The 25,893-nt window shown below is 67.2% G+C and carries 26 protein-coding genes and 1 pseudogene; 12 read left to right on the forward strand and 15 right to left on the reverse strand.

The window, feature by feature from the left end; genetic code table 11:
* Positions 1 to 2: 2 nt before the first annotated feature.
* From BR39_RS0111655 to BR39_RS0111675, 5 genes are all read right to left on the reverse strand, one after another.
* Complete coding sequence (locus BR39_RS0111655; protein WP_029911644.1) at positions 3 to 272, reverse strand: VirB3 family type IV secretion system protein; 270 nt, start codon at positions 270 to 272, stop codon at positions 3 to 5.
* Positions 269 to 580 (reverse strand): TrbC/VirB2 family protein, encoded by a 312-nt coding sequence (locus tag BR39_RS0111660; protein ID WP_051695602.1) that lies wholly within the window; start codon positions 578 to 580, stop codon positions 269 to 271. The genes BR39_RS0111655 and BR39_RS0111660 overlap by 4 nt, the downstream gene beginning before the upstream one ends.
* A gap of 41 nt (positions 581 to 621) precedes the next feature.
* A complete protein-coding gene (gene trbB / locus BR39_RS0111665; protein WP_156035761.1) occupies positions 622 to 1,563 on the reverse strand; it encodes a P-type conjugative transfer ATPase TrbB in 942 nt (313 codons plus the stop codon).
* 191 nt (positions 1,564 to 1,754) lie between these two features.
* The gene (locus BR39_RS0111670) at positions 1,755 to 2,183 is read right to left on the reverse strand and encodes a hypothetical protein (RefSeq protein WP_029911654.1); all 429 of its coding nucleotides are present in this window, start codon (positions 2,181 to 2,183) and stop codon (positions 1,755 to 1,757) included.
* A 2-nt stretch (positions 2,184 to 2,185) separates the two neighbouring features.
* On the reverse strand, positions 2,186 to 4,162 hold the full coding sequence (locus BR39_RS0111675) for a conjugal transfer protein TraG (RefSeq protein WP_029911658.1): 1,977 nt from the start codon (positions 4,160 to 4,162) through the stop codon (positions 2,186 to 2,188).
* Positions 4,163 to 4,635: 473 nt separating this feature from the next.
* Between BR39_RS0111675 and BR39_RS0111680 the strand changes: the two genes are divergently transcribed.
* Positions 4,636 to 5,580 (forward strand): hypothetical protein, encoded by a 945-nt coding sequence (locus BR39_RS0111680; RefSeq protein WP_156035714.1) that lies wholly within the window; start codon positions 4,636 to 4,638, stop codon positions 5,578 to 5,580.
* A 518-nt stretch (positions 5,581 to 6,098) separates the two neighbouring features.
* Positions 6,099 to 6,887, forward strand: coding sequence for a hypothetical protein (locus tag BR39_RS0111685; protein ID WP_029911662.1), 789 nt, complete (start codon positions 6,099 to 6,101; stop codon positions 6,885 to 6,887).
* A 407-nt stretch (positions 6,888 to 7,294) separates the two neighbouring features.
* Here BR39_RS0111685 and BR39_RS25755 read toward each other — a convergent pair whose 3' ends face one another.
* Together BR39_RS25755 and BR39_RS27005 are read right to left on the reverse strand one after the other, a co-directional pair.
* Positions 7,295 to 8,359, reverse strand: coding sequence for a bifunctional 2-polyprenyl-6-hydroxyphenol methylase/3-demethylubiquinol 3-O-methyltransferase UbiG (locus tag BR39_RS25755; protein ID WP_197026678.1), 1,065 nt, complete (start codon positions 8,357 to 8,359; stop codon positions 7,295 to 7,297).
* A gap of 208 nt (positions 8,360 to 8,567) precedes the next feature.
* Positions 8,568 to 10,394 carry a hypothetical protein gene (locus tag BR39_RS27005; RefSeq protein WP_231499441.1) on the reverse strand — a complete coding sequence of 609 codons (1,827 nt, stop codon included), beginning with the start codon at positions 10,392 to 10,394 and terminating at the stop codon, positions 8,568 to 8,570.
* A 545-nt stretch (positions 10,395 to 10,939) separates the two neighbouring features.
* Here BR39_RS27005 and BR39_RS26470 point away from each other — a divergent pair.
* The gene (locus BR39_RS26470) at positions 10,940 to 11,146 is read left to right on the forward strand and encodes a hypothetical protein (RefSeq protein WP_156035716.1); all 207 of its coding nucleotides are present in this window, start codon (positions 10,940 to 10,942) and stop codon (positions 11,144 to 11,146) included.
* Between the two features lie 414 nt (positions 11,147 to 11,560).
* Here the strand turns inward: BR39_RS26470 and BR39_RS26475 are convergent, their stop codons facing one another.
* Positions 11,561 to 12,058 carry a hypothetical protein gene (locus BR39_RS26475; protein ID WP_156035718.1) on the reverse strand — a complete coding sequence of 166 codons (498 nt, stop codon included), beginning with the start codon at positions 12,056 to 12,058 and terminating at the stop codon, positions 11,561 to 11,563.
* A gap of 151 nt (positions 12,059 to 12,209) precedes the next feature.
* On the opposite strand from BR39_RS26475, the gene BR39_RS26145 reads away from it, so the two are divergent.
* The 3 genes from BR39_RS26145 to BR39_RS0111715 all read left to right on the forward strand — a co-directional run bounded on the left by BR39_RS26145 (position 12,210) and on the right by BR39_RS0111715 (position 14,622).
* On the forward strand, positions 12,210 to 12,956 hold the full coding sequence (locus tag BR39_RS26145; RefSeq protein WP_081916696.1) for a hypothetical protein: 747 nt from the start codon (positions 12,210 to 12,212) through the stop codon (positions 12,954 to 12,956).
* 389 nt (positions 12,957 to 13,345) lie between these two features.
* A complete protein-coding gene (locus BR39_RS0111710) occupies positions 13,346 to 13,549 on the forward strand; it encodes a hypothetical protein (protein ID WP_197026679.1) in 204 nt (67 codons plus the stop codon).
* A 191-nt stretch (positions 13,550 to 13,740) separates the two neighbouring features.
* A complete protein-coding gene (locus BR39_RS0111715) occupies positions 13,741 to 14,622 on the forward strand; it encodes a LysR family transcriptional regulator (protein WP_029911681.1) in 882 nt (293 codons plus the stop codon).
* Here the strand turns inward: BR39_RS0111715 and BR39_RS0111720 are convergent.
* On the reverse strand, positions 14,615 to 15,349 hold the full coding sequence (locus BR39_RS0111720; protein ID WP_029911683.1) for an SDR family oxidoreductase: 735 nt from the start codon (positions 15,347 to 15,349) through the stop codon (positions 14,615 to 14,617). The genes BR39_RS0111715 and BR39_RS0111720 overlap by 8 nt on opposite strands.
* 351 nt (positions 15,350 to 15,700) lie before the next feature.
* Here BR39_RS0111720 and BR39_RS0111725 point away from each other — a divergent pair, with 351 nt between their 5' ends.
* Both BR39_RS0111725 and BR39_RS0111730 read left to right on the forward strand, forming a co-directional pair.
* Positions 15,701 to 16,105 carry a DUF3088 domain-containing protein gene (locus BR39_RS0111725; RefSeq protein ID WP_197026681.1) on the forward strand — a complete coding sequence of 135 codons (405 nt, stop codon included), beginning with the start codon at positions 15,701 to 15,703 and terminating at the stop codon, positions 16,103 to 16,105.
* Between the two features lie 305 nt (positions 16,106 to 16,410).
* Entirely contained in the window at positions 16,411 to 17,190 is a 780-nt protein-coding gene (locus BR39_RS0111730; protein WP_035018304.1) for a phytanoyl-CoA dioxygenase family protein, read from the forward strand.
* Between the two features lie 81 nt (positions 17,191 to 17,271).
* Here BR39_RS0111730 and BR39_RS0111735 read toward each other — a convergent pair whose 3' ends face one another.
* From BR39_RS0111735 to BR39_RS0111760, 6 genes are all read right to left on the reverse strand, one after another.
* Entirely contained in the window at positions 17,272 to 17,913 is a 642-nt protein-coding gene (locus tag BR39_RS0111735) for a DoxX family protein (protein WP_029911695.1), read from the reverse strand.
* Positions 17,914 to 18,214: 301 nt separating this feature from the next.
* Positions 18,215 to 18,649, reverse strand: a complete 435-nt coding sequence (locus BR39_RS25765; protein WP_255347295.1) for a DUF5946 family protein — start codon at positions 18,647 to 18,649, stop codon at positions 18,215 to 18,217.
* Between the two features lie 112 nt (positions 18,650 to 18,761).
* Positions 18,762 to 19,232, reverse strand: a complete 471-nt coding sequence (locus BR39_RS0111745) for a hypothetical protein (protein WP_029911701.1) — start codon at positions 19,230 to 19,232, stop codon at positions 18,762 to 18,764.
* Entirely contained in the window at positions 19,216 to 19,569 is a 354-nt protein-coding gene (locus tag BR39_RS0111750) for a PadR family transcriptional regulator (protein ID WP_029911704.1), read from the reverse strand. The genes BR39_RS0111745 and BR39_RS0111750 overlap by 17 nt, the downstream gene beginning before the upstream one ends.
* Positions 19,562 to 20,560, reverse strand: a complete 999-nt coding sequence (locus BR39_RS0111755) for an alpha/beta fold hydrolase (protein ID WP_156035720.1) — start codon at positions 20,558 to 20,560, stop codon at positions 19,562 to 19,564. Before BR39_RS0111755 ends, BR39_RS0111750 begins: the two co-directional genes overlap by 8 nt.
* A 257-nt stretch (positions 20,561 to 20,817) precedes the next feature.
* A complete protein-coding gene (locus BR39_RS0111760) occupies positions 20,818 to 21,588 on the reverse strand; it encodes an alpha/beta hydrolase (protein WP_029911709.1) in 771 nt (256 codons plus the stop codon).
* 791 nt (positions 21,589 to 22,379) lie between these two features.
* On the opposite strand from BR39_RS0111760, the gene BR39_RS0111765 reads away from it, so the two are divergent.
* The 4 genes and pseudogenes from BR39_RS0111765 (at position 22,380) to BR39_RS0111780 (ending at position 25,772) form a co-directional block, all read left to right on the forward strand.
* On the forward strand, positions 22,380 to 22,742 hold the full coding sequence (locus BR39_RS0111765; protein ID WP_029911712.1) for a helix-turn-helix transcriptional regulator: 363 nt from the start codon (positions 22,380 to 22,382) through the stop codon (positions 22,740 to 22,742).
* Positions 22,743 to 22,811: 69 nt separating this feature from the next.
* Positions 22,812 to 22,922: pseudogene (locus tag BR39_RS27440) on the forward strand (SRPBCC domain-containing protein); the annotation flags it as partial.
* A gap of 399 nt (positions 22,923 to 23,321) precedes the next feature.
* A complete protein-coding gene (locus BR39_RS27010; protein WP_029911714.1) occupies positions 23,322 to 24,113 on the forward strand; it encodes a hypothetical protein in 792 nt (263 codons plus the stop codon).
* A gap of 1,305 nt (positions 24,114 to 25,418) precedes the next feature.
* A complete protein-coding gene (locus tag BR39_RS0111780) occupies positions 25,419 to 25,772 on the forward strand; it encodes a hypothetical protein (RefSeq protein ID WP_029911725.1) in 354 nt (117 codons plus the stop codon).
* Positions 25,773 to 25,893 lie beyond the last annotated feature (121 nt).

Raw genomic sequence — 25,893 nt, forward strand, 5'->3', positions numbered from 1 at the left:
GCTCAGACCCGCAGATGGGGCGGATAGCGCAGGTGCCGGCGCGCGACCTCGACGAACTGCGCGTCCTTGCGCGCGGCCCAGACCGCGCCGGCATGGCCGAGCGCCCAGAACACCAGGCCGACGATCCAGAGGCGAAGGCCCAGGCCCAGCGCCGCGGCCACCGTGCCGTTGGCGATCGCCAGGGTGCGCGGCGCGCCGCCCAGCAGGATCGGCTCGACGAGCGCGCGGTGGACGACCGCGAAATAGCCCGGCGGCAATTGGGCCGGGGTCATGCGACCAGCGCCCCGCCGCCGAACGAGAAGAAGCTGAGGAAGAAGCTGGAGGCGGCAAACGCGATCGACAGGCCGAACACGATCTGGATCAGCCGGCGAAAGCCGCCGGACGTGTCGCCGAACGCTAGAGACAGGCCCGTGACGATGATGACGATGACCGCGATGATCTTGGCGACCGGTCCTTCGATCGATTCCAGGATCGATTGGAGCGGCGCCTCCCAGGGCATGGACGATCCGGCCGCCTGGGCCGGAAGAGCGTAGAGAAAGCCGCTGGCGGTAATCGCGGCGACGCCTAGGCAATCCAGCATGCTGCCGGCCAGCAGGCGGCGCTTGCGGCGCGCGGCCGCATTCAGGCGAGACATCGGGAGGCTCCGGTCTTCGGGGGGAGGAGGGGGGAGAGGGCGTAGGCGCCGTCGGCCAGACCCTCGACGCGGACCAGCTCGACCAGCCGGCGTTCGCCGCCGCGTCCGCCGAGCACCGCGATCACGTCGACCGTCTCGGCGATCAGGGCGCGCGGAACGGTGATGACCGTTTCCTGGATCAGCTGCTCGAGCCGGTGCAGGGCGCCGGAGGCCGAACCGGCATGCAGGGTGGCGATGCCGCCGGGGTGGCCGGTGCCCCAGGCCTTGACCAGGTCCAGCGCCTCGGGCCCGCGCACCTCGCCGATGATGATCCGGTCGGGCCGCAGACGCAGGGTGGCGCGAAGCAACTGGGTGAGGCTGGCGACCCCGTCCTTGCTGCGCATCGCCACCTGGTTGGCGACCGCGCACCGCAGTTCGACGGTGTCCTCGATCAGGGCGATGCGTTCGCGCCCGTCGGTGAGCTCGGCCAGCAAGGTGTTGGCCAGGGTGGTCTTGCCGCTCGAGGTGCCGCCCGCCAGCAGGATGTTGCGCCGGCCGGCGACGGCGGCCCGCAGGGCCTGCGCCTGGTCCGGCGCCATCACGCCGGCCTCGACATAGGCCTCCAGCCGGATGATCCGGCCGGCCGGCTTGCGGATCGAGAAGGCCGGGGCGACGACGACCGGCGGCAGCAGGCCCTCGAAGCGTTCGCCGCCTTCGGGCAGCTCGGCCGAGACGCGGGGCGCGCCGGCATGGACCTCGGCCCCGACGTGGTGGGCCACCAGCCGCACGATCCGTTCGCCGTCGGCGAACGACAGCCGCTCGCCAGTGTCCTCCAGACCCGAGCCCAGGCGGTCGAGCCAGAGCCGACCGTCGGGATTGAGCATGATCTCGGCGACGTCGTCGGTGGCCAGCCAATCGGCGATCCGCGCGCCCAGCGCGGTGCGCAGCATGCGGGCGCTGCGCTGGTCGGATTCGCTGCGGAGGGCCTGGAGCGACACGGGGAAAGCCTCGAGGTCGACCAGCGGAGCTGGCCGTCGGGGCTCACTAAAGGAGGCGGAAAATCATCAGCCGCAACAAGGTGTTGACGCTCGGAGGGACCTGGCGTGCAAAGACAGGCGATGGCGTAGACGGGCGCCTGGGCTCAGCTTGGCTCGGGCTCGTCCGGCGTGGGCGTGGCGGTGGCGACGATGTCGTCCGACAGGGTTTTTCCCTTCGCCAGCCGCCGTCCGAGGGCCGCCAGGAAGTGCTCGTAGCGCTCGCGTCCCTTGGCCTGCTGTGCCGCCAGCGCCGCCTCCGGCAAGGCCAGTGTGTTGGCCAGCCAGAAGCGGACGAAGAGACCCAACGCCTCGACCGCGATGAGGACCAGGTTCTCGATACGGTCGGCCTGGCGCGACAGGCGATCGAGGCGTCGGCTGAGGGCGGCTTCCAGGTGCTCGCTGTTGTCTGGCGACAGGAAGACCTCCAGCGCCGTCTCCACCACCACGGCCTGGGAAATCCGCTTGCGCAGGGCGTATTCGGCCAGGCGCGCGCCGAGCGACGGCGGCAGGCGGAAGGTGTGCTTGGCGCGCATGGTCAGAGCTCCAGCCCGTCGTCTGGATCGAGCGAAGCCTGGCGCGCGACGCCGGCCAGCCGCCTCTCGAGCCTGGCCGCGCCGATGGTGTCAGCGTCGGCCTCGATGTCCGCGTCGTCGAACTCGAACTCGCTGGCTGCGGCCGCCGGGGCGGCAAGGTCGGGCACTAGATCGAGGGCGCGGGGGTTGGGGCCCTCTCCATCGGAGGGCCATGGCCCGGTGGCGGCGAGGGGGAGATCGGTTTCGGGCGCAGGGATCGGTGCCCGGCTGGTCCAGTCGTCGGCGGCAACGGAGGGCGCCCGCCAGGGCGGCGGCGGCGCGAGCACGCGAGCGGCCAGGCGCGGATCCTTGAAGTACCGCGCTTTACGGGCGCGGATCGGCGGCGTCCCGGCCAGCATCACCACCTCTTCGTCCGGCGGCAGCTGCATGACCTCGCCCGGGGTCAGCAGTGGGCGCGGCGACTCCGCCTTGGAGACCATCAGGTGGCCCAGCCACGGCGACAGGCGATGGCCCGCATAGTTGCGCATCGCCCGTTCTTCGGTCGCCGTGCCGAGCGCTTCGGACACCCGCTTGGCGGTGCGCTCGTCGTTGGTGGCGAAACAGACGCGGACGTGACAGTTGTCCAGGATCGCGTTGTTGGGCCCATAGGCCCGTTCCACCTGATTCAACGACTGGGTGATCAGGAACGCCTTCACGCCGTAGCCGGCCATGAACGCCAGGGTGCTCTCCAGGAAATCGAGCCGTCCCAGGACTGGCAGCTCGTCGAGCATCAGCAGCAGCTTCTGGCGATCGCCGCCGTGGTCCAGCGACTCCGTCAGTCGGCGGACGATCTGGTTGAGCATCAGCCGGACCAGCGGCTTGGTGCGGCTGACGTCCGATGGCGGCACGACCAGGTAGAGCGAGCATGGGCCGCCATCGACGAGGTCGCTGATGCGCCAGTCGCAGCGACTGGTGACCTGGGCGACGACCGGATCGCGGTAAAGACCCAGGAAGGTCATGGCCGTGCTGAGCACGCCGGACCGTTCGTTGTCGCTCTTGTTGAGCAGCTCGCGCGCCGCGCTGGCCACCACTGGGTGGGGCGCGCCGGGCCCCAGATGCGGGGTGGTCATCATGGCCTTCAGGGTCTGGTCGATGGTCCGCGCTGGGTCCGACAGGAAGGTCGCCACCCCGGCCAACGTCTTGTCGACCTCGGCGTAGAGGACGTGGAGGATCGCGCCGACCAGCAGGGCGTGGCTGGTTTTTTCCCAATGGCTGCGCTTGTCGAGCGATCCTTCCGGGTCGACCAGGATGTCGGCCACGTTCTGCACGTCGCGGACTTCGCTCTCGCCGCGCCGCACCTCCAGCAGGGGATTATAGGACGACGAGCCGGCGTTGGTCGGGTCGAACAGTAGCACCTTGCCAAACTTGGCGCGGAAGCCGGCCGTCAGGGTCCAGTTCTCGCCCTTGATGTCGTGGACGATCGTCGAGGCCGGCCAGGTCAGCAAGGTCGGGACGACCAGGCCCACGCCCTTGCCCGAGCGGGTAGGCGCAAAGCACAGGACGTGCTCGGGGCCGGCGTGGCGCACATAGGCCTGGCCGATCTGGCCCAGCACCACGCCGTCCTCGCCCAAAAGATTCGCGTCGCGGATCTCCTGGTCGCTCGCCCAGCGTGCCGAGCCGAACGTGTGGGCCTGGCCGGTGTCGCGGGCCCGCCAGACCGCCATGGCGATCGCCACCGCCACCGACAGGATCCCGCCAGAGGCGGCGATGGCCGCGCCGCGCAGGAAGACGGCCGGGGCATAGGCGTCGTAGGCGAACCACCACCAGAAGAAGGCTGGCGGCGGATAGAGGCGTAGGCCGCCGACGACGAGCCAGGGCGGGCCGAGTTCAGGCTGGTAGGCGAGGGCCTGGGCGGTCCATTGGGTGGCGCCCCAGGTGGTGGCCACGACGATGGCCGAGACCGCCAGCACCGGACCCCAGACGATGCGCGTTGCCGACATGCAGGACTTCCCGTCAAGCGAAGGAGATCCCTGCAAGAGGGGCGCGAACCCGCTGGGCGCAACAGCTGTTCAGGCGGCGGCGTAGCCTGGTGTGCAAAGACAGGCTTTGGCGCAAGTCACCCTGCGTTTGACGTGGGACGGGCGGGCACTCACGGAGTGAAGAGCGTAGCGCGGTCCGCGGGTCGCACTAGATATCCGGGGAAAATGGCGGCGCGACACCTGGTGATTGCGCTCAATTGGTTCGAGCCGTATCGATCCCTCGACAAGGCGCGAGAGCGCGACTGACCGTGCGCCAACTAGAGACCAAACCTGCCATACTATGGAGGGCGCCCTCGCGCCGCCATCCATTGCCGGCGCGGTCTATGAGTGAAAACCAACACGAGTGGTGATAGCAGTGTTAGCTGGTGCAGCGTGGCAGGTACGTTCGTCGACGCTGTCTTCGCAAGCAGACGCTTGATGGAGGAGGAGCCGCTTTGCCCTTTGCCGACTTGCCCGAGAAGAAGAGTGCGGGATTGGTGCGGGGCGACCGCCGCTATCGAGCAACAGACCCCGCTGAATCTTACGTCGTTTGCAAATGCTCTCGGCCCGATTGTTGGACCCGCGATCTCCTGCCGCTCCGCAGCCATATGGCCGCGCTATTCAGGGCGATCTGCGCGCTTGGTTATGCCGAGCGCTTTGCGTTGTATGAGCGTAGCGACGATCCTTGGCCGGGTGTGATCTACAGTCTGCAGATGGCCGCGAGCCTCGATGATCTCTTCGCGGACCCATCCTACGTTAGCGATGACGAGTCCGGATTTTGGTGTGGAGATGCCTGGGACCGAGAGGAAGAAGAGCGTGAGGCAGCCTCAAAGTATGCTGCGGCGCTGATCATGTTCAATTTCGCGTGGACGGCCTACGAGGCCGCCATCGAGATCTCCGCTGAAAACCTTTTTCCCAAAGACAAAGTCGCCGTCCGCGCGCGTCGTCTACTTCAGTCCGAAGCCGACCAAGCGTCCATGATTGTCGCTCTGGATATGAGCTATCGCGTCGCCAAGCACATTTGCTCTCAGTTCGGTTTTCTGAAGAACGAGCTTTCCACGATTGAGGGCAAGTATGGTCTCACCGGTGCGGCGGCCGCCGCCGAGCTCGTCCGCATCTTCAGGAACCACATCGTTCACGGTGGCGACCCGCTTCCGCCTGATGACGTTTGGCCGTGTTATCGATTTTACGCCGTGACACGCGTGATCCTGCTCTTAATCCAATATCTTATTTTGCGGCACGTGAAGGATCCGGGATTGCCGGTCCCACTTTCGATAAACCGAGATGAACTGGGCGAGGAGCCCGCGAACGATTACCTCCGAAATCTCCACTATGGCGATGCTCGCTGGCGGCATAGGTCGCCCGTGCGTGGTGGATCTGAGCCCCACACCACCTTCTGACTGTGGAGCGCTACCTTGGCGGCTAAGGTTGCGCTTGGTTGGGGACGGGAGAAGCCGAGCGGCTACTGGGAATTCGTTGAGGGGCCCAGCGCCAACGATGCCTTGGGCCGGCATCGCGACGCCCGCGGCTGGGCGCATAGAGACCTAATCGAGTTCTAGTGCTTCGTGCGAGCATGTTTCTGGTATGTTCCGCTCCGGTCAGGCTCATGGTATTGGGGCATATGGCACAGGTACCGACATCGCTTTGGTCCCGCTTGCTGCGACCGATCCATAGATGGTTGGGCGCAAAGAGTGACGTTCGCCTGCTTGCCCGATCGCGCGACCACTCTCTGATGGGGGGCAGCCACATCAGCTGGGAGGAGGCGATACTTCTCCGAGGAACTGGTCGGCTAACCCACTCTGAAGATGGCACGCCAAAGCTCAAGTACACCGCGATCGACCAGGCGGATCGTTATGTCCGTTGCAACTGCGGAAAACCCGAGTGTTGGACCAAGGAACTCTTGCCGCTGCGAGAGCACATGGCCGCGCTCTATCGCGCTATCAATGCCTGCGGCTATGCGGAGCAATTTCAGGGCTATGACCGAGGCGATTTCGCGTGGCCTGGGGTCATCGACGCGCTTCAGATGGCCGCAAGCATCGATGACGTGTTCACCAATCCTGCTTATGTGGACGACAGCGACGCGTTCATGTTCTGCGAATCCGTGGCCGATTTTGACGACCGGCAGAGCGAATATTCGGCGAAATACACGGCGGCGATGATTGTCTTCAATTTCGTCTGGAACGCCTACGAGGCGGCGATTGAGATCTCGGCAGGTTCGGCGTTTCCTAAGGACAAGACGCCGGTGCGAGCACGCCGCCTCTTCGCCGCGGAGCCGGAACTGGATCTGTTGGTGACGGGGTTCGCGATGTCGCACGGCGTTGCGCACAACATCTGCGGCCATATTCGCGAGTTAGCGCCGGACGTCGCCGCGATCAAAGCCAAATACAAGTTGAAGGGCGCGGCCGCCGCGGCTGAGCTATGCCGACTGTTTCGCAACTACATCGTCCATGGCCGCGACGTTACGCCGACCACGGAAAGCTACATCCCGGCCCGGCGGTTCTACGCCGTCGTTCGACTACTCCTGTTGCTTATCCAGCTGTTGGTGATGCGGCAGCTGGTCGACCGGGATGGGATCGTGCCACTAACCGTTCATGGTGATGGCGAGGCGACCAAGGCGGGAAGCTACCTGGGTAACCTACACAGGCATGAGGTGCTTTGGTTCACGCCAGGTGAGCTTCTGTTCGAAAGGGACATGGAGTGGACTTGAGAGGTGCCTCGTGTGACTTCCCCGATGAAGATGTGAAGGAGGCTTGCCTCGCACGGTACTGCTAGGAACAAAGCCTGGGAACAACACCAAACGGGCCTAGATTCAGCCAAAATGGATGCAGCATCATTGAGATGCCGCAGCTCTCTGGCCTCATTTTCGTGCGCTCCGGCGCAAGCGTCGCCGGTTAGGCGGGGGATGGCCACGTGATCGCTTTCAGGCATGTTGCGCAGACCTTGCTGATCGCTGGTCGCGGCAATGTGTGCGAGGGCGTCGCTTTCGGCCTTGGTCGTTTGATGCCTCAAGCTGTCCAACCAGCTGCGCACCCTATTGCGCGCGACGCGAGGAGCCGATCGCTGCCCGACTTGGCGAGGGGCTTATGACGCGCGCCTCAGGCCAGACTTTCTAGGTCAGTGAACCAAGGGGGAAGACGCTGTCGTAGGCGCGGCCGAGCTCAACACGACGTACTTCCACCGCACCTCCGGTCGGCCCAACAGGTCAGGCGCTTCTCCGAGCGCGCGATAGGCCAGGCCCGTCTGCGGCGCCAAACTCGCCAGCTCGTCGGCAGTCACGCCATAGATCACCCGATCCTTATCGGGAGCGCCAAGGCGTAGCGTGAGGTAGACGCGACCGCCTGGCGCGAGAAGCTGAGACAGGCGCTCCAACGCCGCGCGACGTTGGCTGGGATGGATGTGCATCCAAACGGCGCTGACCAAGATCAAGTCGAACTTGCGATCCGCCATCCTCGCGGCGTCGAGCTTTGGCAGGCTGGTGTCCATCCACTCGATCGCGGCTCCAGGGTGCATGGCTTGCGCCACACCGCGCATTCGGTCGGAGGGTTCAGCCGCGGTCACTGAATGGCCCAGCGCCGCCATGGCGGCAGCGTCGCGGCCCGTGCCGGCGCCAACGTCGAGGATGGCGCGCTTGGGACCTGAGGCCAGCAGCGTCGCCAGTTCCGGATGGGCCTTGGCGAAATCGATCGTTTCGTATCGATCAGCAAGATCCTCCGCGCTGCGATCGTAGAACGCAGTGGTTCGATCGGCCGCGGTCTGAAACCACTTGGCCTCGCGCGCCGTCGGAACCATCAGGCCAACACTGGTCATGGCGGCTAGGAGGAACATGATTTGGAAGGACCTTCGAACGATCTGCGACTTGGTCCAGTAACTGTGGCCGTCGGCTACGACAAAGCCGGACGCATTGAAGGTCCTAAACCACAGCAGGTAGCGCTCCATGATGTACCGGATCCGGTGGATCACGATCATCAGCATCAGATTGCCAGCGCAGGCCAGACCAAGAAGGCCGATCTGTAGGAACGGAGAAGTCTCGGCTTTCGACACGCCGAACCAAAGCCCGCCCGTCAACGACATCGAAATTAACGGGATCTGCCACATCAGCTGATTGAGCGATCGAAAGTTTTGAGAATTCTGATCGAAGGCCGCCATCTGACGGGCGTGATCGCGTTCGGATTGCTGCATAGGTGTCCTAGGCGAACCCATCGCTATTAACTGGAGCGATCACACTATCGTCTCGCGCTAGCTCTGCCACTCTCGCATCGATGATCGCTGGGCGGGACGAGGTAGAGCGGGGGAGCGGAGCGCGCTGGCGATGCGGTCCCTCGATCGCTAGGGTCCGGCAATGGCCGGCGGGGCGACACGAGTGGGCTCAATTCGTCTAGGTGGTTCGTCAGCCACTCCAAACTTGATTTAGGACCCGTGCCGCAAGCGCCGCCTTGTCCTGGGGCAGGAAACGGCCGTAGTGCTCGGCGATCGTATCGGGCGTGTCCTGGATCGCGTAGCTGGCCTGCTCATAGGAGCCGGTCTTCTTCAACACGTGGGTGGCCAGCACGTCGCGGATGTTGTGCGGCCCGTGCGGCAGCAGGCCGACGATGGCGCCGTTGCCGGTGTAGGGATTGTAGATTCCGTAGCGCTGGATGGCGAGCCGCCAGGCCTCGTAGAAGGTGTTCTGGTCGTAGGCGGCGTCCTTGGTCTTGGTCTTCGTCGTCTTGATGAAGAACGTCCCGGGATCGGGCCGGGCGCGCAGGAGCCGGGCGCGGTGGGTGGCGAGATAGGCGTCGATCTCGTCGTAGAGGCCGCCGAGGTCGGGCAGGACCAGCTTGAACGGGTTCTTGCGGAAATAGGACGAGCCGGCGTTCTTGAACGCCACGGCGGGGATCAGCACCTCCCAGGCCTGGTCCTTCAGGTTCCAGCGCAGTTCGCCGCGCTTCATCGACTCCAGTTGCCGCTCGGAGGTCGGGCTCTCGCCGCGATGGCGGAAGAGCAGCTGGCGCAGGTTCTTCTGCCGCACGCCCAGGTGCAGGCCCAGCCGCAGCATCAGGAAGGCGCGCGTGGCCTCGGCCGCAGCGATCGGATAGCGACGGCCGTCGGGGCGGCGGCGCAGTATTTCCTCGGTGATCTTGCGATATTCACCGACCGGGCTGTCGGCTTCCAGGATCGGCAGGATGGGCTCGAACGGATCGCGATGGACCCGGCTGACTCGGGCGATCTCCTTGGCGCGCACCAGGACGTGCCGGTATTGCGCGTCGCAGACCGCGTCCCAGTTCTCGTGGGCGGCGATCACGTCCTCGCGGGTGACGAGGCCCGGGATGGGACGCAGGCGGTGAGCCAGTTGCGGCGTCTGGCGCAGCCAGCCGGTTTCCTGACGGCTGAGCGCGGCGCCGACGGTCAGCATTTCCGTTTCCCACTGCGTGAAGAAGCCCCGTCGGCCCTCGCGCCATTGCAGATACCAGTCCCAGACCGTCGGGAACGCCAGGAGCGCGAAGGTCAGGCTGCGCAAGGGGACGCCGTGGCCGCGGATCTCGCCCTCCGGCGCGGCGGCCAGGGCGCCGAGCATCAGGCCCAGGTGCTCCATCTTCTGGCCGGCGGTCTCGGCGTTCCACACGCCGCTGCGGCGGCGGCCTCGCGCGGTCAGGGTCGAGGTCTTGAAGTCCAGCAGGTCCGCCGCCTCGGCTTCCAGCGCCGGCGGCGCCTTGACCGGGCCGGGCGGCAGCGGCGATTCGGCCGCGCCCTCGTTGGCCAGTCGCTCTTGGAGGTTGTCGAGGATTAGGAGGGGCGCGGGGCGGGCCTGGCCGATCTCGCAGGCGAACTGGACGGCGAACCGCTGGCGCATCGCCGCGGCCTGGAAGCGCCGGTAGTCTGTCGAGCCGGAGATGATCACCTCCCGCACCCAGGCGATGATCTCCTCGCGCTTGGTCAGGGGCAGGCGGGCGAAGTCGTCGGGCAGATGCCAGGCCATGCGTCGCCGCTCGGACTCCGGCAGCGGCAGGCTGTGCTCGTCGGCGACTATCCGGCCGGGATGCGGCAGCTTGGCCCTGAAGTAGCCGGGCGGCAGCCCGTAGCGACGCTCCAGGGCGGCGAGGATCCGAAAGCTGGTGGCGCTTCGCGGGGCCTTCACGCCGCGTCGCCAGGCGGTGAAGGTCGTCGCGTCGATCTTGGCGTCGCGCTCGCACACCGCGCGGCGCAGGCCGTAGCCGGTGTCGCCATGGCGGCGCATGTGCAGGTCCAGCGCGTCTGAGAAGCCCTCCGGATCCTCCCATTCAGTCCAGAGCGGCTGGGGGTAGGCGGCGATCGGCCGGGGCGCATAGCCGGCTTTGCGTTTTTGAGGGTCTGGGGTTTGGGTTGGTGATCGGGCGCCGGACTTTTTCTCGGGCGATGAGGGTTGGCTGGTTTTCTTGGGCATTTACTCAACGGGAACTGGCGGAGCGCTGTCGTCCGCGGGCCTAGACGCGCAACGGCCCCGCTTTCCCTGGGATGAGGCGACATTTTCGGCGAAGGTCCGGCCCATCGGAGCCCCCGCCGGCATGCAAGGCAGGCGGCGACGATGCGCGCGGCTTTGACGACGCCCCAGCCAGCAGCCTACCCTGGCGGCGGTCGGGGAGCCTGGCGGCATGTCCAAGCGCCTAGCGCCAAAACCCCAGGGGCCGCGCACGGCTTTCCACTTCCCGACTATCTTCACCTTCGGGTTTGTCCGATCCGGTTGCCCAAACGCCTGATCGGAAGAAGGATGGGTTTGACGACCCATTCTCGAGGAGCGTTTTCATGGTCAAAGCCAAGCCTTACGAGCCCTCTGTCGCTGAGATTCTCGCTTGGATGAGGGAGATCCGGTCGCCCAGCTGGGCGGCGACCGTTCGAAGCGTCGAATATGCGATTTCGGAGTTGAAGGAGGAGGCCCGGCGGGAGCGCCGCCGCCTGAATGCCGCCGCGCGCCGCCGTTCAGGCCAGGGGGCGAGCGCCGCGCGTCAATAGAAGGTCCAAGCCTCGTTCGCGCCATCCGTCGCCCAACCGATTGTTGGTAAGCAGTCGCCGCGAAGCATCGACCGAACCGGCGCGTCTCGGACGGGGCTTGCTTGGGAACACTCGTTTCCACCGCGCTTCGGCAAGTGGCCACCGGTGGTCAATTAGCCCCTGAAATCGGCCGTTATCGTCCACCGGTGGCCAATTGTCCGTCGGGATCGTTGGGTCAAATCCCGCGTGTCCCGCCAAATTCTTCGTTGGCTTGCTCGGCCAACGGGGCCTGACGTTCGCTCTGGGTTGGATGAGCCGACGTTTTTGCCGTTCGACCGCGGCGACTTTGATTGATGGGCAGTTTACTCGGAACACGCGGAGCCATCCGTCCGCCCGACCTAGACGCGCCAAGGCGCACCTACCCCTGGCTGGTCGTCACGATACTGGGGTCTCGCCGCGGCCGTCGATGCGCCCGTTGGCGTCGATGGAAACGCCCTCTCGCTCAAGCCGGGCGCGCGCGGCCGCCAGCACGGCCTCGCTGAAATGCGCCGGGTGGCTCAAGGCGATGGCTTCTGCCGCAAGTTCGGGTGTCCCGTATTGCATGACCTCGGCAAACCCGTCGGTTTCATTGAGGACGCAATAGGCTAAGGCGGCAACCTCGCCGTCCTTTTCGATCTTCGGACGCAGGCGGTTCATTCGGCTGACCTTGCGACCATTTACGCGCCTCAGCTCCTCGATCGCATGCACCATCGACCAGCAGGCGTGCTCCACGGTTCCCGGCTCATGCTTGGCCGACACTGACGCAAGGCGTCGGTTCGCGGCGCGTTCAACCGCTTCAGACTTCCCCCGGGCGTTGGCGGCCATGTTGCGAAGAGCCTCCGGATCGGTGCTCAGGGCGATGCGCGCCAGCGCGTCTGTTTCAGCTTTAGTCATGTAACCTCCGGACTTAGCGATAGGCGCGCGGGAAGGCGCGCACTGTAACGCCTCCCGATTGTCCCGCTCGGGAAAACCGCGCCTTTGATCCGGTCCGAACCGGGATTGGCGCCTGTTCGCACGTCTTTGGCCAACAGGCGAAGGATGGCTGATGCAGAACGAAGATCGAGTGCGCACTGTACGGGACATGCTGGCGGATCATGTCCGCAGTCCGTCACTGCGTCATATCCGCGACCCATTTGCCCTGAGTAAGCTCGCGCGTTCCATCGTCGAGACGCTAGACCGAGGCGGTGAGGTCTGGCGCAAGTGGAACCCAGCACGCGAGAACTTGGTGCGCGCGACCACTCGACTCTGGCTTCCGCTCGACGATCTGACCACATTTCTCAACCAGATACCGGGGGTGGCTCTAACCTCGACGGATGTCGCCCAACGGCTTCGGGCGTTCCAGGAGGAGCATCCTTGCGAGTTTCCCGATGAAGATGTGAGAGAGGCGTGCCTCGCACTGTACGAGCAGGAGCGAAGCCTTGGCACCGAACTGCCGGCGATCGTCGGCGCGCTCCAGGAGTTTGTCGCAGACGAAATCCGTCGGCTGCAGGAACGACGGCAAGCAGCCTATCGCGACAGGGCTCGGCAGGAAGCGGACGCTCTACAGCAACGCTTCCTCTCTGGCTTTGATTGTAAGTGGACGCCGGTCGAGGATCTGGCCGGGCTCTATTGCCGGGTCAATGGTCGCGCCTACCGCCTGGACCGCGGCGTTGATCGCGTCTGGCAGCTCTCCAGGGTCGATCCGCGTGGCGATGGAAAGCACAACATCGTACTGGGCCGCTATAGCAACAGGGCTGATGCAACGCGTGTCGTGGCCAAGGCCGCTTATCAACCAGAGGCCCACTTCTTTTAGGCGGGAAAGGTGACGTGGACCGGCCCATCGGCGCCCGCTTGCGTCGTGGTGGTCAAACCCGCTTAGCGCGGCAGAGGTTCGGGGGGCGGCGATAGTCGAGGAGGCGGGAGTTCGCGTTTTAACGCCCAGCGAGTCGCTAAGTGCGATCTGAAATTAAATAGGATGGCATTGTTTGCGCGGGGTTTTTTCAGCGGACCGGTCGCTAGCGGGTTTAGCGATTAAATTAAGAACGCCGCTGGAAGTGCGATTAGCGTTTAAATTGGGAGTCGTTGAAAAAGCTGGGTTTTGGACTCGGAAGAGGTTCGAGCCGGATTTGCGCCAAAATTAGCGCTAGGCTCAAAACGGTAGATATCGTGTGTAACGGCGAGACTCAGGCTCGGAGCGCGCTCATGAACGGCGCCCTCGCTCGCGCGCGATCATTGGGCAAGACCTTGGTCACGCTGGTCACGCGAACCGGCGACGCCGCCGAGCCGCTCTACGCCTCCGTCGGCTTCGAGGTGGCCGGGATCATCCCTGACTTCGCCTGGGACCCCGACGGGGCCGCGCGGCACGCGACGACCTATATGTATCGTCGCATGGACGGCGGGCTGTGAGCGCGGATCCCTCGATCCGGTCGATGGAATGGTCTAGTCTGGAGACGCGCTCGCCCACAGGTTGAGCCGGACGCAGGGCCCAAGGCTTAACCGATCGGGGGTGACGGAAGGGAACGCCCGGGCTGCTTTCGCCAAGAGCGCCGCCCCGGTCGCCTGGGCCGCTCAAGAAACTGGATAGTGGACCGCCTGCCTTGCTCCCAAGATCGCTGAAGACTTTTCTCGTGGTGGCGCGCACCCGCAATCTCACAAGGGCCGCGGCGGAGGTCAACCTCGCCCAGTCGAGCGTCAGCGATCAGATCCAGGCCCTTGAGGCCGATTTCGGCGCAAGTCTGTTCACAAGATCGCGCTCCGGGCTCGAGGCCACCCCCGCCGGCCGGGCGCTCATTCCATACATAGAGGACATGCTACGTCTGGAGAGCGACGCCAGACGCGCGGTTGGCGACGCCGAGCGAGAAGATCCGGGCGGGCTCAGGGTCGGCGCACTGGAAACGATCGCCTCCACGGTCCTGCCCGCCCGGCTGGCCCAGTTCCGCGACACCCGGCCGAAGGTCCCGCTCGCCGTCCAGGTCGCCGGCAGCGGCGACCTGCGGGACCAGGTTCTCACCGGAGGCATCGATCTGGCGTTCGGCTTCGGATCGCCAGGACGCGATGCGCGACTGGCGGAACGGGAGATCGGCGCCGTTCCCCTGCGGCTGATCGCGCCCGCGACGGCGAGCGAGACGCTCGCGAGGGGGCCCGCGGGGTGGGCGCAGGCCCGGTTCGTCGTCACGCCGCGTGGCTGCGTCTTCCGCACACTGTTCGACGAGGCCTTCGCCGCGGCCGGCGTCGCACAGCCGATCGTCATGGAGGTGGGCAGCGTCGCGATGATCCCGGAACTGGTCGCGGACGGCGCCGGTTTCGGTCTCGTGCCGCACTTGGTCGCGGACGCCGCACCCGCGGCGGGCGGGCTCGCGAGCGCGGCCTGGCCCGGCCCCCCTGCGGCGCTTGTCCTGTGGTGGCGTCGCCGCCGCGTCCAGCCCGAACCCCTTCGGTCATTCCTGGCGATGATGGCCCAGACGCCGGACGTCAGATGAGACGATGGCCGCCTTCGACATGCAGGACCGTGCCGGTGGTGAAGGCGTTGCCGATCAGGAAGGCGATCGCATCGGCGATATCGGCGGGCTCCCCGACCCGGCCGACGGGTAGCCGTGCGGCCATGGCGTTCAGGATCTCGTCCGTCCTGTCGCCGGCGACGTCCGCCCATATAGGGGAGCGCACCCAGCCGGGCGACACGGCGTTGACGCGGATCGGCGCCAGTTCGACGGCCAGCGCCCGCACGAGACCCTCCAGACCGGCGTTGATCGCGGCGACCACCGCGCCGCGTGGGGAGGGCCGGTACGCCGCGATGCCCGATGTGAATGTGATCGAGCCGCCGGGGCGCAGTTTTGGCGCGGCGTGTTTGGCCAGCAGAATGGGCCCGGTCAATTTGCTGCCGACCGCACGCTCCACCGCCTCCAGCTTCAAGTCGGGGAGGTGTTCGTAGGCGCCTCTGATGTCGGCGGCCGTGCTCACCACATGGTGAACTTCGTCGAACCGCGCGAACAGACTCCGAACCTGCGCCTCGCTCGAGAGATCGGCCGGCAGCGCCGCGAGCCGGGAGGACCCGCCCAGGGCCTTGCGGGCCGCTTCGAGTCGGGCTTCGTCCCGCCCCACGATCGTCACCGCCGCTCCGGCGGCGAGACACCGTCCGGCGGCGGCGAGGCCCATGCCGGACGAGCCGCCCACGATGACGACGACCTCGCGCTCCAGCGATCTGTGCATGCGGTTTCTCCATGTTTCGGCGCAGGCTCGCAGAAGCGGCGCTGGCGCTGAAACGGGAGAAGCCGATAGCGCCATCGGAGAGTCCGATAGATCCTCGGCCCGACTATGCGGGATGGTTCAGCCGATCATTCGGCCAGTGTCGCGCCCGCCGGCGTCACGGCAACATCCGGGGGCGACGATTGGCCGCCGCCGGCCCCGACCCGTGATCACGGACGCCGGGATTGCAGGGCAGTTTCTGCAGGCTGGACATCCGCGAGCCTCGCGGTCGCCGTGCGGGCCGGGGTTCGCCCGCCGTTGTTTTTGCTGGCACGTCGATTGCAATCCGGCCGCAGATTCACCAGGACAGACGCCATGACCGTTGGCCCCGCCATGTCGGTTCTCAGCCCGCCTCCACTGATGGGAGAAAGCATGAAACGCGATACGCTGTTTCTGGTCCAACCCGGATTCACGGACCCGGCCTATCCCGACCAGCGCTTCTACTGCTGGCATTGCGCGCTCCTGGAGGGCGTGCTCGCGTCCTTCCCCGAACTCGCCGAGCATATCGATGTGCAGCGCGTCGCCTGGCTCCGCCCCCGACAGGACGTTATCGCGATGGCAGGGTCGCAGAACCAGTCTTTGCCGCTGATGGTGCTGGCGGAGGGAAGCGCAACGCCGCACCGGACCGGCGAGCACAATGGACGTGTGATCGTCGCGGACAAGGACAAGATCCTCGCAGTTCTGTCCGAGAGGCATGGCTTCCCGAATCCCCACCCCTAGAACCCTCCGCCCGGCTGCATTCAACGGGATGTGGCCCAAGATGGGCGCGATCCGCCAGAGGATCTGATAGCCGGCACGTGGGTTATGCGCGCGCCCAGGCGCGGCGCATTGCCAATGCGAATTTCGACGAGGCCGGCAAGATGGGGTTGATTCGGGGGGCGCCGATTGGTAGTTCCGAACCATGATGATGTTCTCTCGCGCGATCGTCCTGGGTCTTCCGCTGGCCTGACCGGCCACCGCGGCGGCGTTGCGCCGTCGAATGACCCCGCCGGCCCGGCCGGCTCACCACTTGCGAGATTGAATCAATGACTGCTTCAGAAACGGCGGCCGCCCTGTCGGCCGCCCGGATCGACGACTTTGTTCGCCAGGGCTATGTGCGGCTGGACGAAGCCTTTCCCCAATCCGTGGCCGCCGAGGTCAGGGCGCGACTCTGGCAGGATCTGCCAGGCGATCCGGCCGACCCGGCGACATGGACCCAGCCGGTGGTGCGGCTGGGAATGTACGCCGAACCCGCGTTCGTCGCGGCCGCCAACACCCCCCGGCTGAGGTCGGCCTTCGACCAACTCGCCGGCCCCGGCGCATGGCGGCCGTGCGGGGCCATGGGGACCTTCCCTGTCCGGTTTCCCTCGACGCAAGACCCCGGCGACGCGGGCTGGCATATCGACGTGAGTTTCGGCGAAGGCACGGACTACATGCAGTGGCGCGTCAACGCCCGCTCCAGGGGGAGGCTGCTGCTCATGTTGTTCCTCTTCTCGGACGTGGGGGAGGCCGACGCCCCCACCCGGGTCCGCGTCGGATCGCACAAGGCGATCGCGCGACGGATCGCCCCGGCGGGGGAAGCGGGCGTCACCCTCGGCGACCTGATCGCCGAGGACTTCGCCGGAACCTCCGACTGCGAGGTGGCCCCGGTCATCGGGCGGGCGGGGACCGTATATCTCTGCCACCCCTTCCTGGTTCACGCCGCCCAACCTCACAGAGGGACCGAGCCGCGGTTCCTCGCCCAACCGCCGCTTCTGCCGCGGGACTGGCCTGACGGCGGGGTGGATCCCTGCTCGGTGATCGGACGCGCGAGCGGGCCGGCCTGACGAACCGAAGCCGGCGCCTGCCATAAGACGCCGGCTTCTTCGACCGGAGGGCTTCGAGGCCGGGCGGCCCTGGGGGCGGGGTCAGCCCGTGCGATTCCGGGATTCGATCCTCCATCCGCCCCGGAGCCATCCGGACGGGTGAAGACCTTGAAAACACGCCAGCATGACCATCTGCCGGACCGCGTCGAACGACGCCAGCAACGGGTCGCCGTTTCTCGCGTGGGTGAGCACGGCTCCGATCATGACCAGGAAAAGGGCGGCCGACGACAGGGCCGCGATCCGGGAAAGGGGAGCCAGAAGCAGGATCAGGGCCGTGCTTACCTCGATCGCCATCACCACCCAATGCAGCCAACCGGGCCAGCCGGAGGTCTGGAAGAACGCGATCATCTCCGCGGTGTGAAGGGCCTTGCCGAGATCGAACATCAGGAAGGTCGCGGCCAGGACCCAGGCCAGGGCGAAGGTCGGAGCGGTAGGCGACGCCCCCGCAGGTCGGCTCGGCCGCCAGATGAAGACGGCGGCGATGCAGGCAACGGGACACACAAGGCCCAGGATGTCGTCCAGCCCAGAGAAGACCGGCGCCCAGGCCGCGTCCGCCATTCGGCCCGCCATGGCCAGGCCCCGGGCGCTGATCCAGGCAGCGCACACGGCCGCGAATGCGAAGGCGAGTATGCGTTCCAGGGGCGGGCCGCTCCGGCGGGCGTCCGGCAGGGTCGGCCCGGTCACAGGGCGCTTCCGCACTGAGCTCCGGCAGCGTCATCCCGGCCTGGACGGCTTTCCAGATCGATGGTCGGCGACATTCGTTCGCAGGCTTTCGCTTTGCGGCGCATCCGCTCCGCAGATCCGACGGACGGCGCCTGGTTGAAGGGGGCGTTGAACGCCGGGGCGGCGTGATCGGTCCTCAGGGTACCCGCCTTCACATTCGCCGGGTATGCCGAAAGCGGCCGGGTAACGTTTTGATACGTTCGGACGGCCGCCTGGCCGATCCCGACGACCCGGACATTTGGGTTCTTCTTCGGCGGCCCTCTCAGAGCAGGCTGCGAACCGCATTCGACCAGGCGACGACCCGATCGGCCGCACCGGGAGGACCGGCGCCATACACATCCGCGATCGTCGCCGGCCAGGATCTTAGGACCGGATCGCCGGCGCCGCCGGGCTTCAGCACCCTTCGGGCGCCGCCGTGCGCCCGGCGATGGGCCCGGCGGATCTCGGACACGGGCAGACCCGTGTCCAGGTGCTGGACGTAGACCTCCCTCAGGGCGCTGACGGCCTCCGCTTCGAAACGCGCGGGGTGCTGGAGGTTGAAGGTCGCGACGATGACGAAGTGGAGTTTCTGCAACGCCGGATCGTTCCACTCCCACGCCGTCAGTTCGCCCAGCATCGTTTCGCAATCCCGCCCTTCCGCCCAGCGCCCGCCGCACTCCGGGCAGGACGGGCGCTCCGCGACGCCGCTGTTCGTCATGGCCGCTGGCCGTATCGCTCCGACGGCGCCGCCGGATCCGACATGACCCGGGGTCCGACGGGGTCGGCCACGGCGCCCCGAGGGCGAAGAGGGCGGCCACACGGCCGGGCGCTCAGCACCGGTCGTCAGCCTCCGACCCGGCTGAGGCCGGGTAGAGGCGGGTCAGCACCGCGAAGGCCACGGTGACGCTGGCGAAGCTCCACAGGAGACCGGTGACGCTCCGGCTGACAAACAGACCGATCGCCTGGCCTCCGGTGCCCGACCCCATGCCGAAAACGGCGAGGACGGCCTGACCGATCACCACCCCAGCCACGGCGATCCCCAGCACGCGCATATAGGCCGGCATGAGACCGGCGCTGACCAGGGGGCGCGCCAGCGAGTAGCGCGAGGCGATGATCTCGGGCCGCCCGAACGCCTTCAACTCGGCGGCCACCTCCGTTTCGTCGAGAGGCCGACCGAGGCGGGCCTCGCGCTCGGCGATCAGATCGGCGAGGGTGGCGCGGACATCCTCGGCCGCGGTGCGTCCACGCGCGCCCGGAAGCCAGAAGCGCACCCGCCCGGCATATTTATCGATCTGCGTCATCTTCTTCTCTCCTGAGCGCCTGCAGGCTGGCGACGAGTTGGATCAGGTCGTTCGCCAGTTCCTCCGCCACATCGAGGCCGGCGGCGGAGGACCGGTAGAAACGCCTGCGCCGTCCGTCCTCGACCCGCCATTCGCTGGCCAGCAATCCCTGATCCTCCAACCGGCGCAGCATCGGGTACAGGGCCCCCGGTTCGATCGGAACGCTCGCCTTGGCGAGACGCTCGATCAGATCGGCGCCATATCGTTCCTGACGCAGGGATATCAGAACGGCCAGCACCAGCGTGCCCCGTCGCAGCTCCTGGCGCAGGCCTTCATGCGGGGGGCGGGCTCTAGTCATGTCCGTTCCCGGCGGGCGAGCCCGTCAGCCCCTGGAGCAGGGCCTGGAGGGACGCCGGCGTCAGACTGTGTCCCATTCCGGAAATGGCGACGAACCGGGCTCCGGGGATGGCGTCCGCGACCTCTCGGCCGGCGGCCGTGGAGACGAGCGGGTCGGCGTCGCCGTGGATGACCACGGTCGGCGCCCGCACCGCCGCGAGCCGTGGCCGCCGATCACCCGCGGCCAGGAGGGCCGCGCCGCCTCGCCCTATCGCGTCGGCGTCCCAAGAGCGGGCGGTCGCGGCCGCCGCAAGAGCCGGGTAGGTTTCAGGCGCCGCAAGCGTTTCGGACCCGTCCAGCGCCCGCCATGCGGCTACCCGATAGGCCGCGACGGCGTCGGCGTCCGCTCCCATGGGCGGCGGCGGGGGTATGGCGGCAAGTCGGGCCGGATCGGCGGGCAGGGGAAGCGCGGGGTTGCCAGAGTTCGCCATCAAAAGGACAAGCCTGCCGACCCGTTCCGGTCGACTCGCCGCGACCTCGCCCGCGACAGTGGCGCCGGCTGACGCGCCGACGAGATCCGCGCTCGGGACGCCGAGGTGGTCCAGGACGGCGATGGCGTCCTGCGCGAGCGTCTCGAGAGTATAGGGAAGCGCCGGCCGCTCGCCCGCCGCCAGAGCGGTGAAGATCGCCGGCCAGTTAGCGGGGCCGGCCTCGCCGTGATGCGTCGAGCACCCTACGTCGCGCGCGTCATAGACGATCGGCCGGAAGCCTCTCGCCTGAAGCGCCGCGAGCAGGGCCTGGGGCCACTGCGTCATCTGCTGATCCGTGCCGGTGAGGAGCAACACCGGTCGTCCGGCGGCCGGACCCAGATCCCGGTACGCCAGTTCGGCGTCCCGCGCCCCAGCCCGTGCGGCGCCTTCGGCGGCGCAGACTTCGGGAGAGCGTGGCGATGTGGCGCTGCCGGCGCCGGGCGCCGAGGCGACGGACAGGGCGAGAAGGGCTTCCACGAGCACGCGCGATCTCCGTATGTGTATTGCACAATGTGCATCGCACAGTGTGTATCGCACACTAACGGGCGACGCAAGTCTGTCGAGAGGCGGCGCTTGGCGTTCTCCTCCCCCGGGAGTCGGAGCTCACGCCGCAATTCTCGTCGAAAGGGCCGGCCGCCAGGCGGTTCCGGCTAGTCGCACGCTCCGGCTTCACTCCACCCCGTCATGTCGGTGATCTGAAGATCAGACAGGGCGCCGGGTGAGCAGCGGGACCGACAATTTCAGGAAGGGAAGCCGCAGGCCTGCGGCGTTCGGGCCGCAAGCTGCGCATGGCGAAGCGCCGTGTCGATGAACGCCGTGTAGTCCGTCTTCATCGCCAGCGAGATGTCATGCCCCAGACCGGCGTAGGTCGCCAGACCCACGGGGAGGTCGCCCCGCAACGACGCCACGCGGGCGCGGGTCCGCGAGACATCGACGATCGCATCGTCTTCTCCCTGCATCATCAGGATGCACGGACCCGGCCGCCGTGCGCGATCCGGCGAGACCAACAGGGCGTCGGGAATGACGGCGGCGAGGGGTACGGCGGCCGCCACCGTGTCGGGGTGATAAACGGCTAGCAGGAAGCTGATGTCGCCGCCCTGGGAGATTCCGCTGACCACCGGCCGGCGGCCGTAAAGCGCCTCGACGGCCTCGAGAAAGCGGGCCATCTCGGTTGCCGTCTCTCGCGCCGCGAGGAACTGCTCTTTCGGCGAGCGCTGATAGTAGTCGACGGGAAAATAGGAGAGTCCCCCGCGCTTGGGATGCCGGCCCAGCGGCACGAGGATGCGGACCGGCCCTGACACCTGGTCGTAGTTCGTGAACGACTCGATGGCCGAACCTCCAGAGTAGTGGAACGCGACCAACACCGGCGGTGGTTCGCCCCCCGTCGTCTCGCCCCGCGTCACCTCCTCGTAGGCGACGCCCGCAAGCCAGCGCGGCTCGGCCCGCGCACCGGTCCCGAACATCATGCAGAGAACGGCGGCGATCACGCCAAGCAGCCGGTAAGGGATCATGGTGAAGCTCTGTTTCCGATACGGTCCGCGACCCGCCGCGAGGTCCCGCGAGTCCGCCGTTCCGCCGCATCGAGGTACATCGCCTCCCGCATAAGTTCAACGAGGGCAGGCATGGGCTAGGCTGATGGACAGGGGCCCGCCTTGACGCCGGGGCGGGAGAGACGGTCAAGACGCGGCCGCAGCGTCTCCCGCTCGGGTCGATGGCCGGCGCCGCCGACCCGTGCGCCCGCAGCCAGGCCCTGGGCGCGAACCCTTGAACAGGGTCGGAGACCGACGCCCCACGCGGGTCCGTGCCGGATCCCGCAAGGCGATTGGATCGCCGGCTGGGGAAGCGGGCGTCACGCTCGATGGTGGAGGACTTCGCCGGAACATCCGCTTGCGAGGTCGCCCGGTCACCGGGTGGGCGGGAACCGCGTATCTCCGCCGCTCCTTTCTGGCTCACGCCGCCCAACCTCACAAGGCGGTCGAGCCGCGGTTCCTCGCGCAGCCGCCGGTCCTGCCCCGGGACTGGCCTGACCGCGGCATGAATCCCCGCTCGGTGATCGGGCGCGCGGGCGGGCCGGACTGACGTACCGAAGCCGGCGCGTTCAGGTTCGACCTGACGAATGCTCAGGTCCGCATCCCTCCGGCGCCGGGCGCCTGGCATCCTTGCTCGCGACCCGGCCTGTCTGGAGCGACCGCCCAAGCGCAAGGACGTCGTCGCCCGCGTCCGCGATCCAAGGCCCGCGTTGCGGTCCTGAACCGTCAACCATCCGGTTGACTTTTGAAGGGTGGACGGTAAATACAACCACATGGTTGACAATGCCCGGACGACAGAGTTGGACAGCGTGTTCCACGCGCTTGGGGATGGCACCCGGCGAGGAATGCTGCGGAATCTGGCGGGCGGAGAGCGCACCGTCGGCCAGCTTGCGGCGCCGTTTGCGATCTCGCTCTGGGCCGCGTCGAAGCATGTGAAGGCGCTCGAGGCGGCGGGGCTGGTGCGAAGACGGGTGGCCGGGCGTCAGCATTTCTGCAGCCTGTCTCCGGCGCCGCTGGCGGCCGCCCATGACTGGCTCGGCTCCTACGAACAGTTCTGGTCGGGACGCCTCGACGTGCTCGAGCGCCTGCTCCGCGAGGAGGGGGCGGCCCCAGGCCGCGAAGGAGACGAGCGATGAGAAGACGCGCGCTTTCCGCCCGGCCCGGCCGCGACTGTCGCCGACGGCGACCTGGCGATCGACCGCATCATGCCCGGCCCGGTCGAGCGCGTCTGGACCTGCCTCGTGGATCCCGCGCTCCGACGACAGTGGCTCGCGGACGGCGAGATGGATCTCAGGCCCGGCGGCGCCTTCGAGCTGACTTGGCGCAACGACGACCTGCCCTTGCCCGGCGCCGAGCGGCCGTCCGGGCAACCCCGCGAGCGCGTCATGGCCGGGCGGGTCGTGGAGGTGGCCGCCGCCCCGTCATCTCAAGTTGGCCTGGGATGGAACGGGCGGGGTGCCGATCGATCAGCGGCCGCAGGTCGCCGACGTTCACCTGGTCTGGTCCCTCGCCGGATCGCCGATCACCCGATTCTGCTCAGCGCCAGCGCCGGCTGGCATGCCATCTGGATATCCTGTCCGCCCGTCCGGAGGTGGGGGGACGGCCGCCGCCGCCCTTCTGGCCGACCCTCGAGCGCCTTCAGATCGAATACCCCGCCCGCCTGGGGGCTGACCCGTCGCCCCGCCCATCAACCGCAACTCCGAACCGAGGACACCATGCGCCCGACCCCCTTCTCCGCCATGCGCCGGCTGTCGCGCGCCGCCGCGATCTGCGCCGTGCTTTTCCTGGGCGTCCCCGGAGGCGGGGCCCAAGCCCACTCCCGTCAGGGCGCCCCCGCGCCGCTGGACCTCATGCCGGTCGAGCTGGAGACGCGGTTCGCCCTCAGCGCCCTGCCGCCGGCGCTGAGAGACCAGGCCTCGGTCTATGTGCTGGAGCGCGGCGGCTATCGGCTCGACCGCCAGGGCGCCAGCGGCCTCGCCTGCCTGGTGCAGCGGACGGCCTGGGAGCTGGTCGACTACCGCGACGATATCTACATCCCCCTGTGCTATGACGCCGTCGGGGCGGAGACCTACCTCAAGGTCATTCGTGACACCGCCACCTTGAGGGCCGAGGGTCTGTCGCCGGAGGCGCTCAAGGCCGAGGTCGAGCGGCGCTATGACCGGCGCGACTACAGGGCGCCCGAACGGCCGGGCATTTCCTACATGGTCGGGCCGCTCATGCGTACGGTCGGTCCCCCCGACCTTCAGGTCCATACGATGAGCATGCCTCACCTGATGACCTATGCGCCGGGCCTCACCAACGCGGACATTGGAGCCATGCCGGATCTGGCGGCGCCGGCCACGCTCATGTTTCCGTTCGTCGACCGTCAGGGGAACGACGAACAGGCCTACATAATCCTGATGGTTGGGGAGGCCGAGAAGGCCCGGATTGTCAGCGAGGGACAGCCTCTTCTGGCGGATCTCTGCGGCTATCGCGCCCTTCTCTGTCTGGACAGCCGCCACCATTGAGCGGATCGCCGTCGCTCGCCAGCATGTCGCGACCCAGATCGGGGAACTCCGCCGCCGCGGCGCCGGACGCCGGCGACCCCGCCCCTGGACGTTCCGGGCGGGTTTGGGCGAGATCGACCCGATGGCGTCGTCGGCTGGTCAGCCGCGCGGCCTCCTCGCGCCGTCGCCGGCCGGGGCGCCCTGCTCGATGCGGGCGAGGACCTCGAGAAATCCGGACGGCGTCATAGCGACATCTCTCGATGGGGCCAGGCTCAGATGAGCCGCACGGCTGAGCCCGAGGCTTTGACGCGCCTGAGCGGCCTTCTTGGCGGCGTCAAACGGAACCAAATCCGGTACCGCTTCGGCGGCACGCCGGTCGCCGCGCAAGACGCCTTGCTGAACTGGTCCTCGGTCAGACCGACCGCCCTGGCCAGGGCCGCGATCGACACGTTGCTCGGCCAGGCATTCTCGGTGGATGGAGGCTCCACTTGCCGGACCGCTCGCCAGGGCCAGCGATGGTCCCCGCCACGCTCGATCTTTTCATCTCCAACCAGGCCACGTCGCCCTCGAACGCGGGGACGTTCGCCGGGTCGACATAGTCGGCGTTGCTATTGAGACCGCGATGAGGGTGAAGCAGGAAGCGTAGCGTCCGCCTGGTCCGGTCCATAGCCCTCATCGAGCGCCATCCGGGTAAGCCGGGCCATGGTCCGCTGATCGACCCGAGGCGTCCTCGGGGCAGGTTTCGTCGCACGCTGACCAGCACGTGGGGCAGGCAGCGGCGGCTCCGATATGTTCCTGAAATGCTCGCGTGCCGACGATGACGAGAGTCGACCGGCCAACAAGACGCAGGACGGCTCCCGCCTCCGCTTGCGCGTTCGGCTCCCGCGGGGTTCGAGAACGGCCGGCGGTCGCGCTCGGTCCCGCGGCTTCGCCGCTCCCTCGGGCGCGACGCCTTGAGGGCGCCTTTGGGGCGCCGCCGGCCGCTCGGCGCCGCTTCCCGCCACGCGCGGTGCGCGGGCTCCTTGCAGTCTTCATTTTACGAAGAGACGGCCGCTACGCGACAGCGTGGCTTGGGGGCGCTGCCCCCAGCGCACTTTGCATCGGTGCTGCCCAGAACAAGGGTGGCGATGGCCCACAAGAACGGCGACGCTCTCGTCGCCTCTGAAAGCGCCTCGCGGCAGAATCTGCACGGCAATTGTTGCGGTTGGATAGACGCGTCATCCTGACGTTCTCCGCAAGTTACTGATTCTATTGCGTGAGTTACAGGTCAGGTTTGCACGAAGCTTGCGAGGAGCACCGCACCTTAGCTTGAGGTGGGAGTGTTCCATGCTCGTTTCCAGTTCCAGCCGCATTCTGGAGTCGCTCGGCCCCTCGGCTTTGGCCAAGATCAACGCCGCCGCCGCACCGACCGCCACGACCGGCTTTATCGACGGTCAGAGCGCCGCGGGCACCAAGTCGGCCAAGGACGAGTTCCTGGACTACGCCAAGCTAACCCCGGCCCAGAAGATGCGGGCGGCCATCCTAAGCAAGCTTCACGTCACCGAGGACGAACTGGAGGCGATGGATGCCAAGGAGCGCCAGAAGATCGAGGATCAGATCAAGGAAATGGTCAAGCAGCAGGTCTTGGGCGGCGATAAGGACATGATCCAGAAGGGCGCCCTCGTGGACCTTAAGGCCTAGGTGGACCCCGCCAGTTGCGAGTTGGGCTAAACGACATCGCCGAATACGGGGTCTACGTCACAGACGCTCATGTTCGCGTCTCGCCTGTGTAGGGGGCGCAGGTCTGGGTGCGTCAGCGATA

The sequence above is a fragment of the Caulobacter sp. UNC358MFTsu5.1 genome, assembly GCF_000712075.1.
In the GTDB taxonomy this organism is placed as follows: Bacteria; Pseudomonadota; Alphaproteobacteria; order Caulobacterales; family Caulobacteraceae; genus Caulobacter.

Excerpts from the sequence above, each read along its gene's own strand:
- BR39_RS0111655 (WP_029911644.1), bottom strand. The coding sequence starts at position 272 with ATGACCCCGGCCCAATTGCCGCCGGGCTATTTCGCGGTCGTCCACCGC.
- BR39_RS0111660 (WP_051695602.1), bottom strand. The coding sequence starts at position 580 with ATGCTGGATTGCCTAGGCGTCGCCGCGATTACCGCCAGCGGCTTTCTC.
- trbB (WP_156035761.1), bottom strand. The coding sequence starts at position 1,563 with ATGCTGCGCACCGCGCTGGGCGCGCGGATCGCCGATTGGCTGGCCACC.
- BR39_RS0111670 (WP_029911654.1), bottom strand. The coding sequence starts at position 2,183 with ATGCGCGCCAAGCACACCTTCCGCCTGCCGCCGTCGCTCGGCGCGCGC.
- BR39_RS0111675 (WP_029911658.1), bottom strand. The coding sequence starts at position 4,162 with ATGTCGGCAACGCGCATCGTCTGGGGTCCGGTGCTGGCGGTCTCGGCC.
- BR39_RS0111685 (WP_029911662.1), top strand. The coding sequence starts at position 6,099 with ATGGCCGCGCTCTATCGCGCTATCAATGCCTGCGGCTATGCGGAGCAA.
- BR39_RS25755 (WP_197026678.1), bottom strand. The coding sequence starts at position 8,359 with ATGCAGCAATCCGAACGCGATCACGCCCGTCAGATGGCGGCCTTCGAT.
- BR39_RS27005 (WP_231499441.1), bottom strand. The coding sequence starts at position 10,394 with ATGCGCCGCCATGGCGACACCGGCTACGGCCTGCGCCGCGCGGTGTGC.
- BR39_RS26470 (WP_156035716.1), top strand. The coding sequence starts at position 10,940 with ATGGTCAAAGCCAAGCCTTACGAGCCCTCTGTCGCTGAGATTCTCGCT.
- BR39_RS26475 (WP_156035718.1), bottom strand. The coding sequence starts at position 12,058 with ATGACTAAAGCTGAAACAGACGCGCTGGCGCGCATCGCCCTGAGCACC.
- BR39_RS26145 (WP_081916696.1), top strand. The coding sequence starts at position 12,210 with ATGCAGAACGAAGATCGAGTGCGCACTGTACGGGACATGCTGGCGGAT.
- BR39_RS0111710 (WP_197026679.1), top strand. The coding sequence starts at position 13,346 with ATGAACGGCGCCCTCGCTCGCGCGCGATCATTGGGCAAGACCTTGGTC.
- BR39_RS0111720 (WP_029911683.1), bottom strand. The coding sequence starts at position 15,349 with ATGCACAGATCGCTGGAGCGCGAGGTCGTCGTCATCGTGGGCGGCTCG.
- BR39_RS0111725 (WP_197026681.1), top strand. The coding sequence starts at position 15,701 with ATGACCGTTGGCCCCGCCATGTCGGTTCTCAGCCCGCCTCCACTGATG.
- BR39_RS0111730 (WP_035018304.1), top strand. The coding sequence starts at position 16,411 with ATGACTGCTTCAGAAACGGCGGCCGCCCTGTCGGCCGCCCGGATCGAC.
- BR39_RS25765 (WP_255347295.1), bottom strand. The coding sequence starts at position 18,649 with ATGACGAACAGCGGCGTCGCGGAGCGCCCGTCCTGCCCGGAGTGCGGC.
- BR39_RS0111745 (WP_029911701.1), bottom strand. The coding sequence starts at position 19,232 with ATGACGCAGATCGATAAATATGCCGGGCGGGTGCGCTTCTGGCTTCCG.
- BR39_RS0111750 (WP_029911704.1), bottom strand. The coding sequence starts at position 19,569 with ATGACTAGAGCCCGCCCCCCGCATGAAGGCCTGCGCCAGGAGCTGCGA.
- BR39_RS0111760 (WP_029911709.1), bottom strand. The coding sequence starts at position 21,588 with ATGATCCCTTACCGGCTGCTTGGCGTGATCGCCGCCGTTCTCTGCATG.
- BR39_RS0111765 (WP_029911712.1), top strand. The coding sequence starts at position 22,380 with ATGGTTGACAATGCCCGGACGACAGAGTTGGACAGCGTGTTCCACGCG.
- BR39_RS27010 (WP_029911714.1), top strand. The coding sequence starts at position 23,322 with ATGCGCCCGACCCCCTTCTCCGCCATGCGCCGGCTGTCGCGCGCCGCC.
- BR39_RS0111780 (WP_029911725.1), top strand. The coding sequence starts at position 25,419 with ATGCTCGTTTCCAGTTCCAGCCGCATTCTGGAGTCGCTCGGCCCCTCG.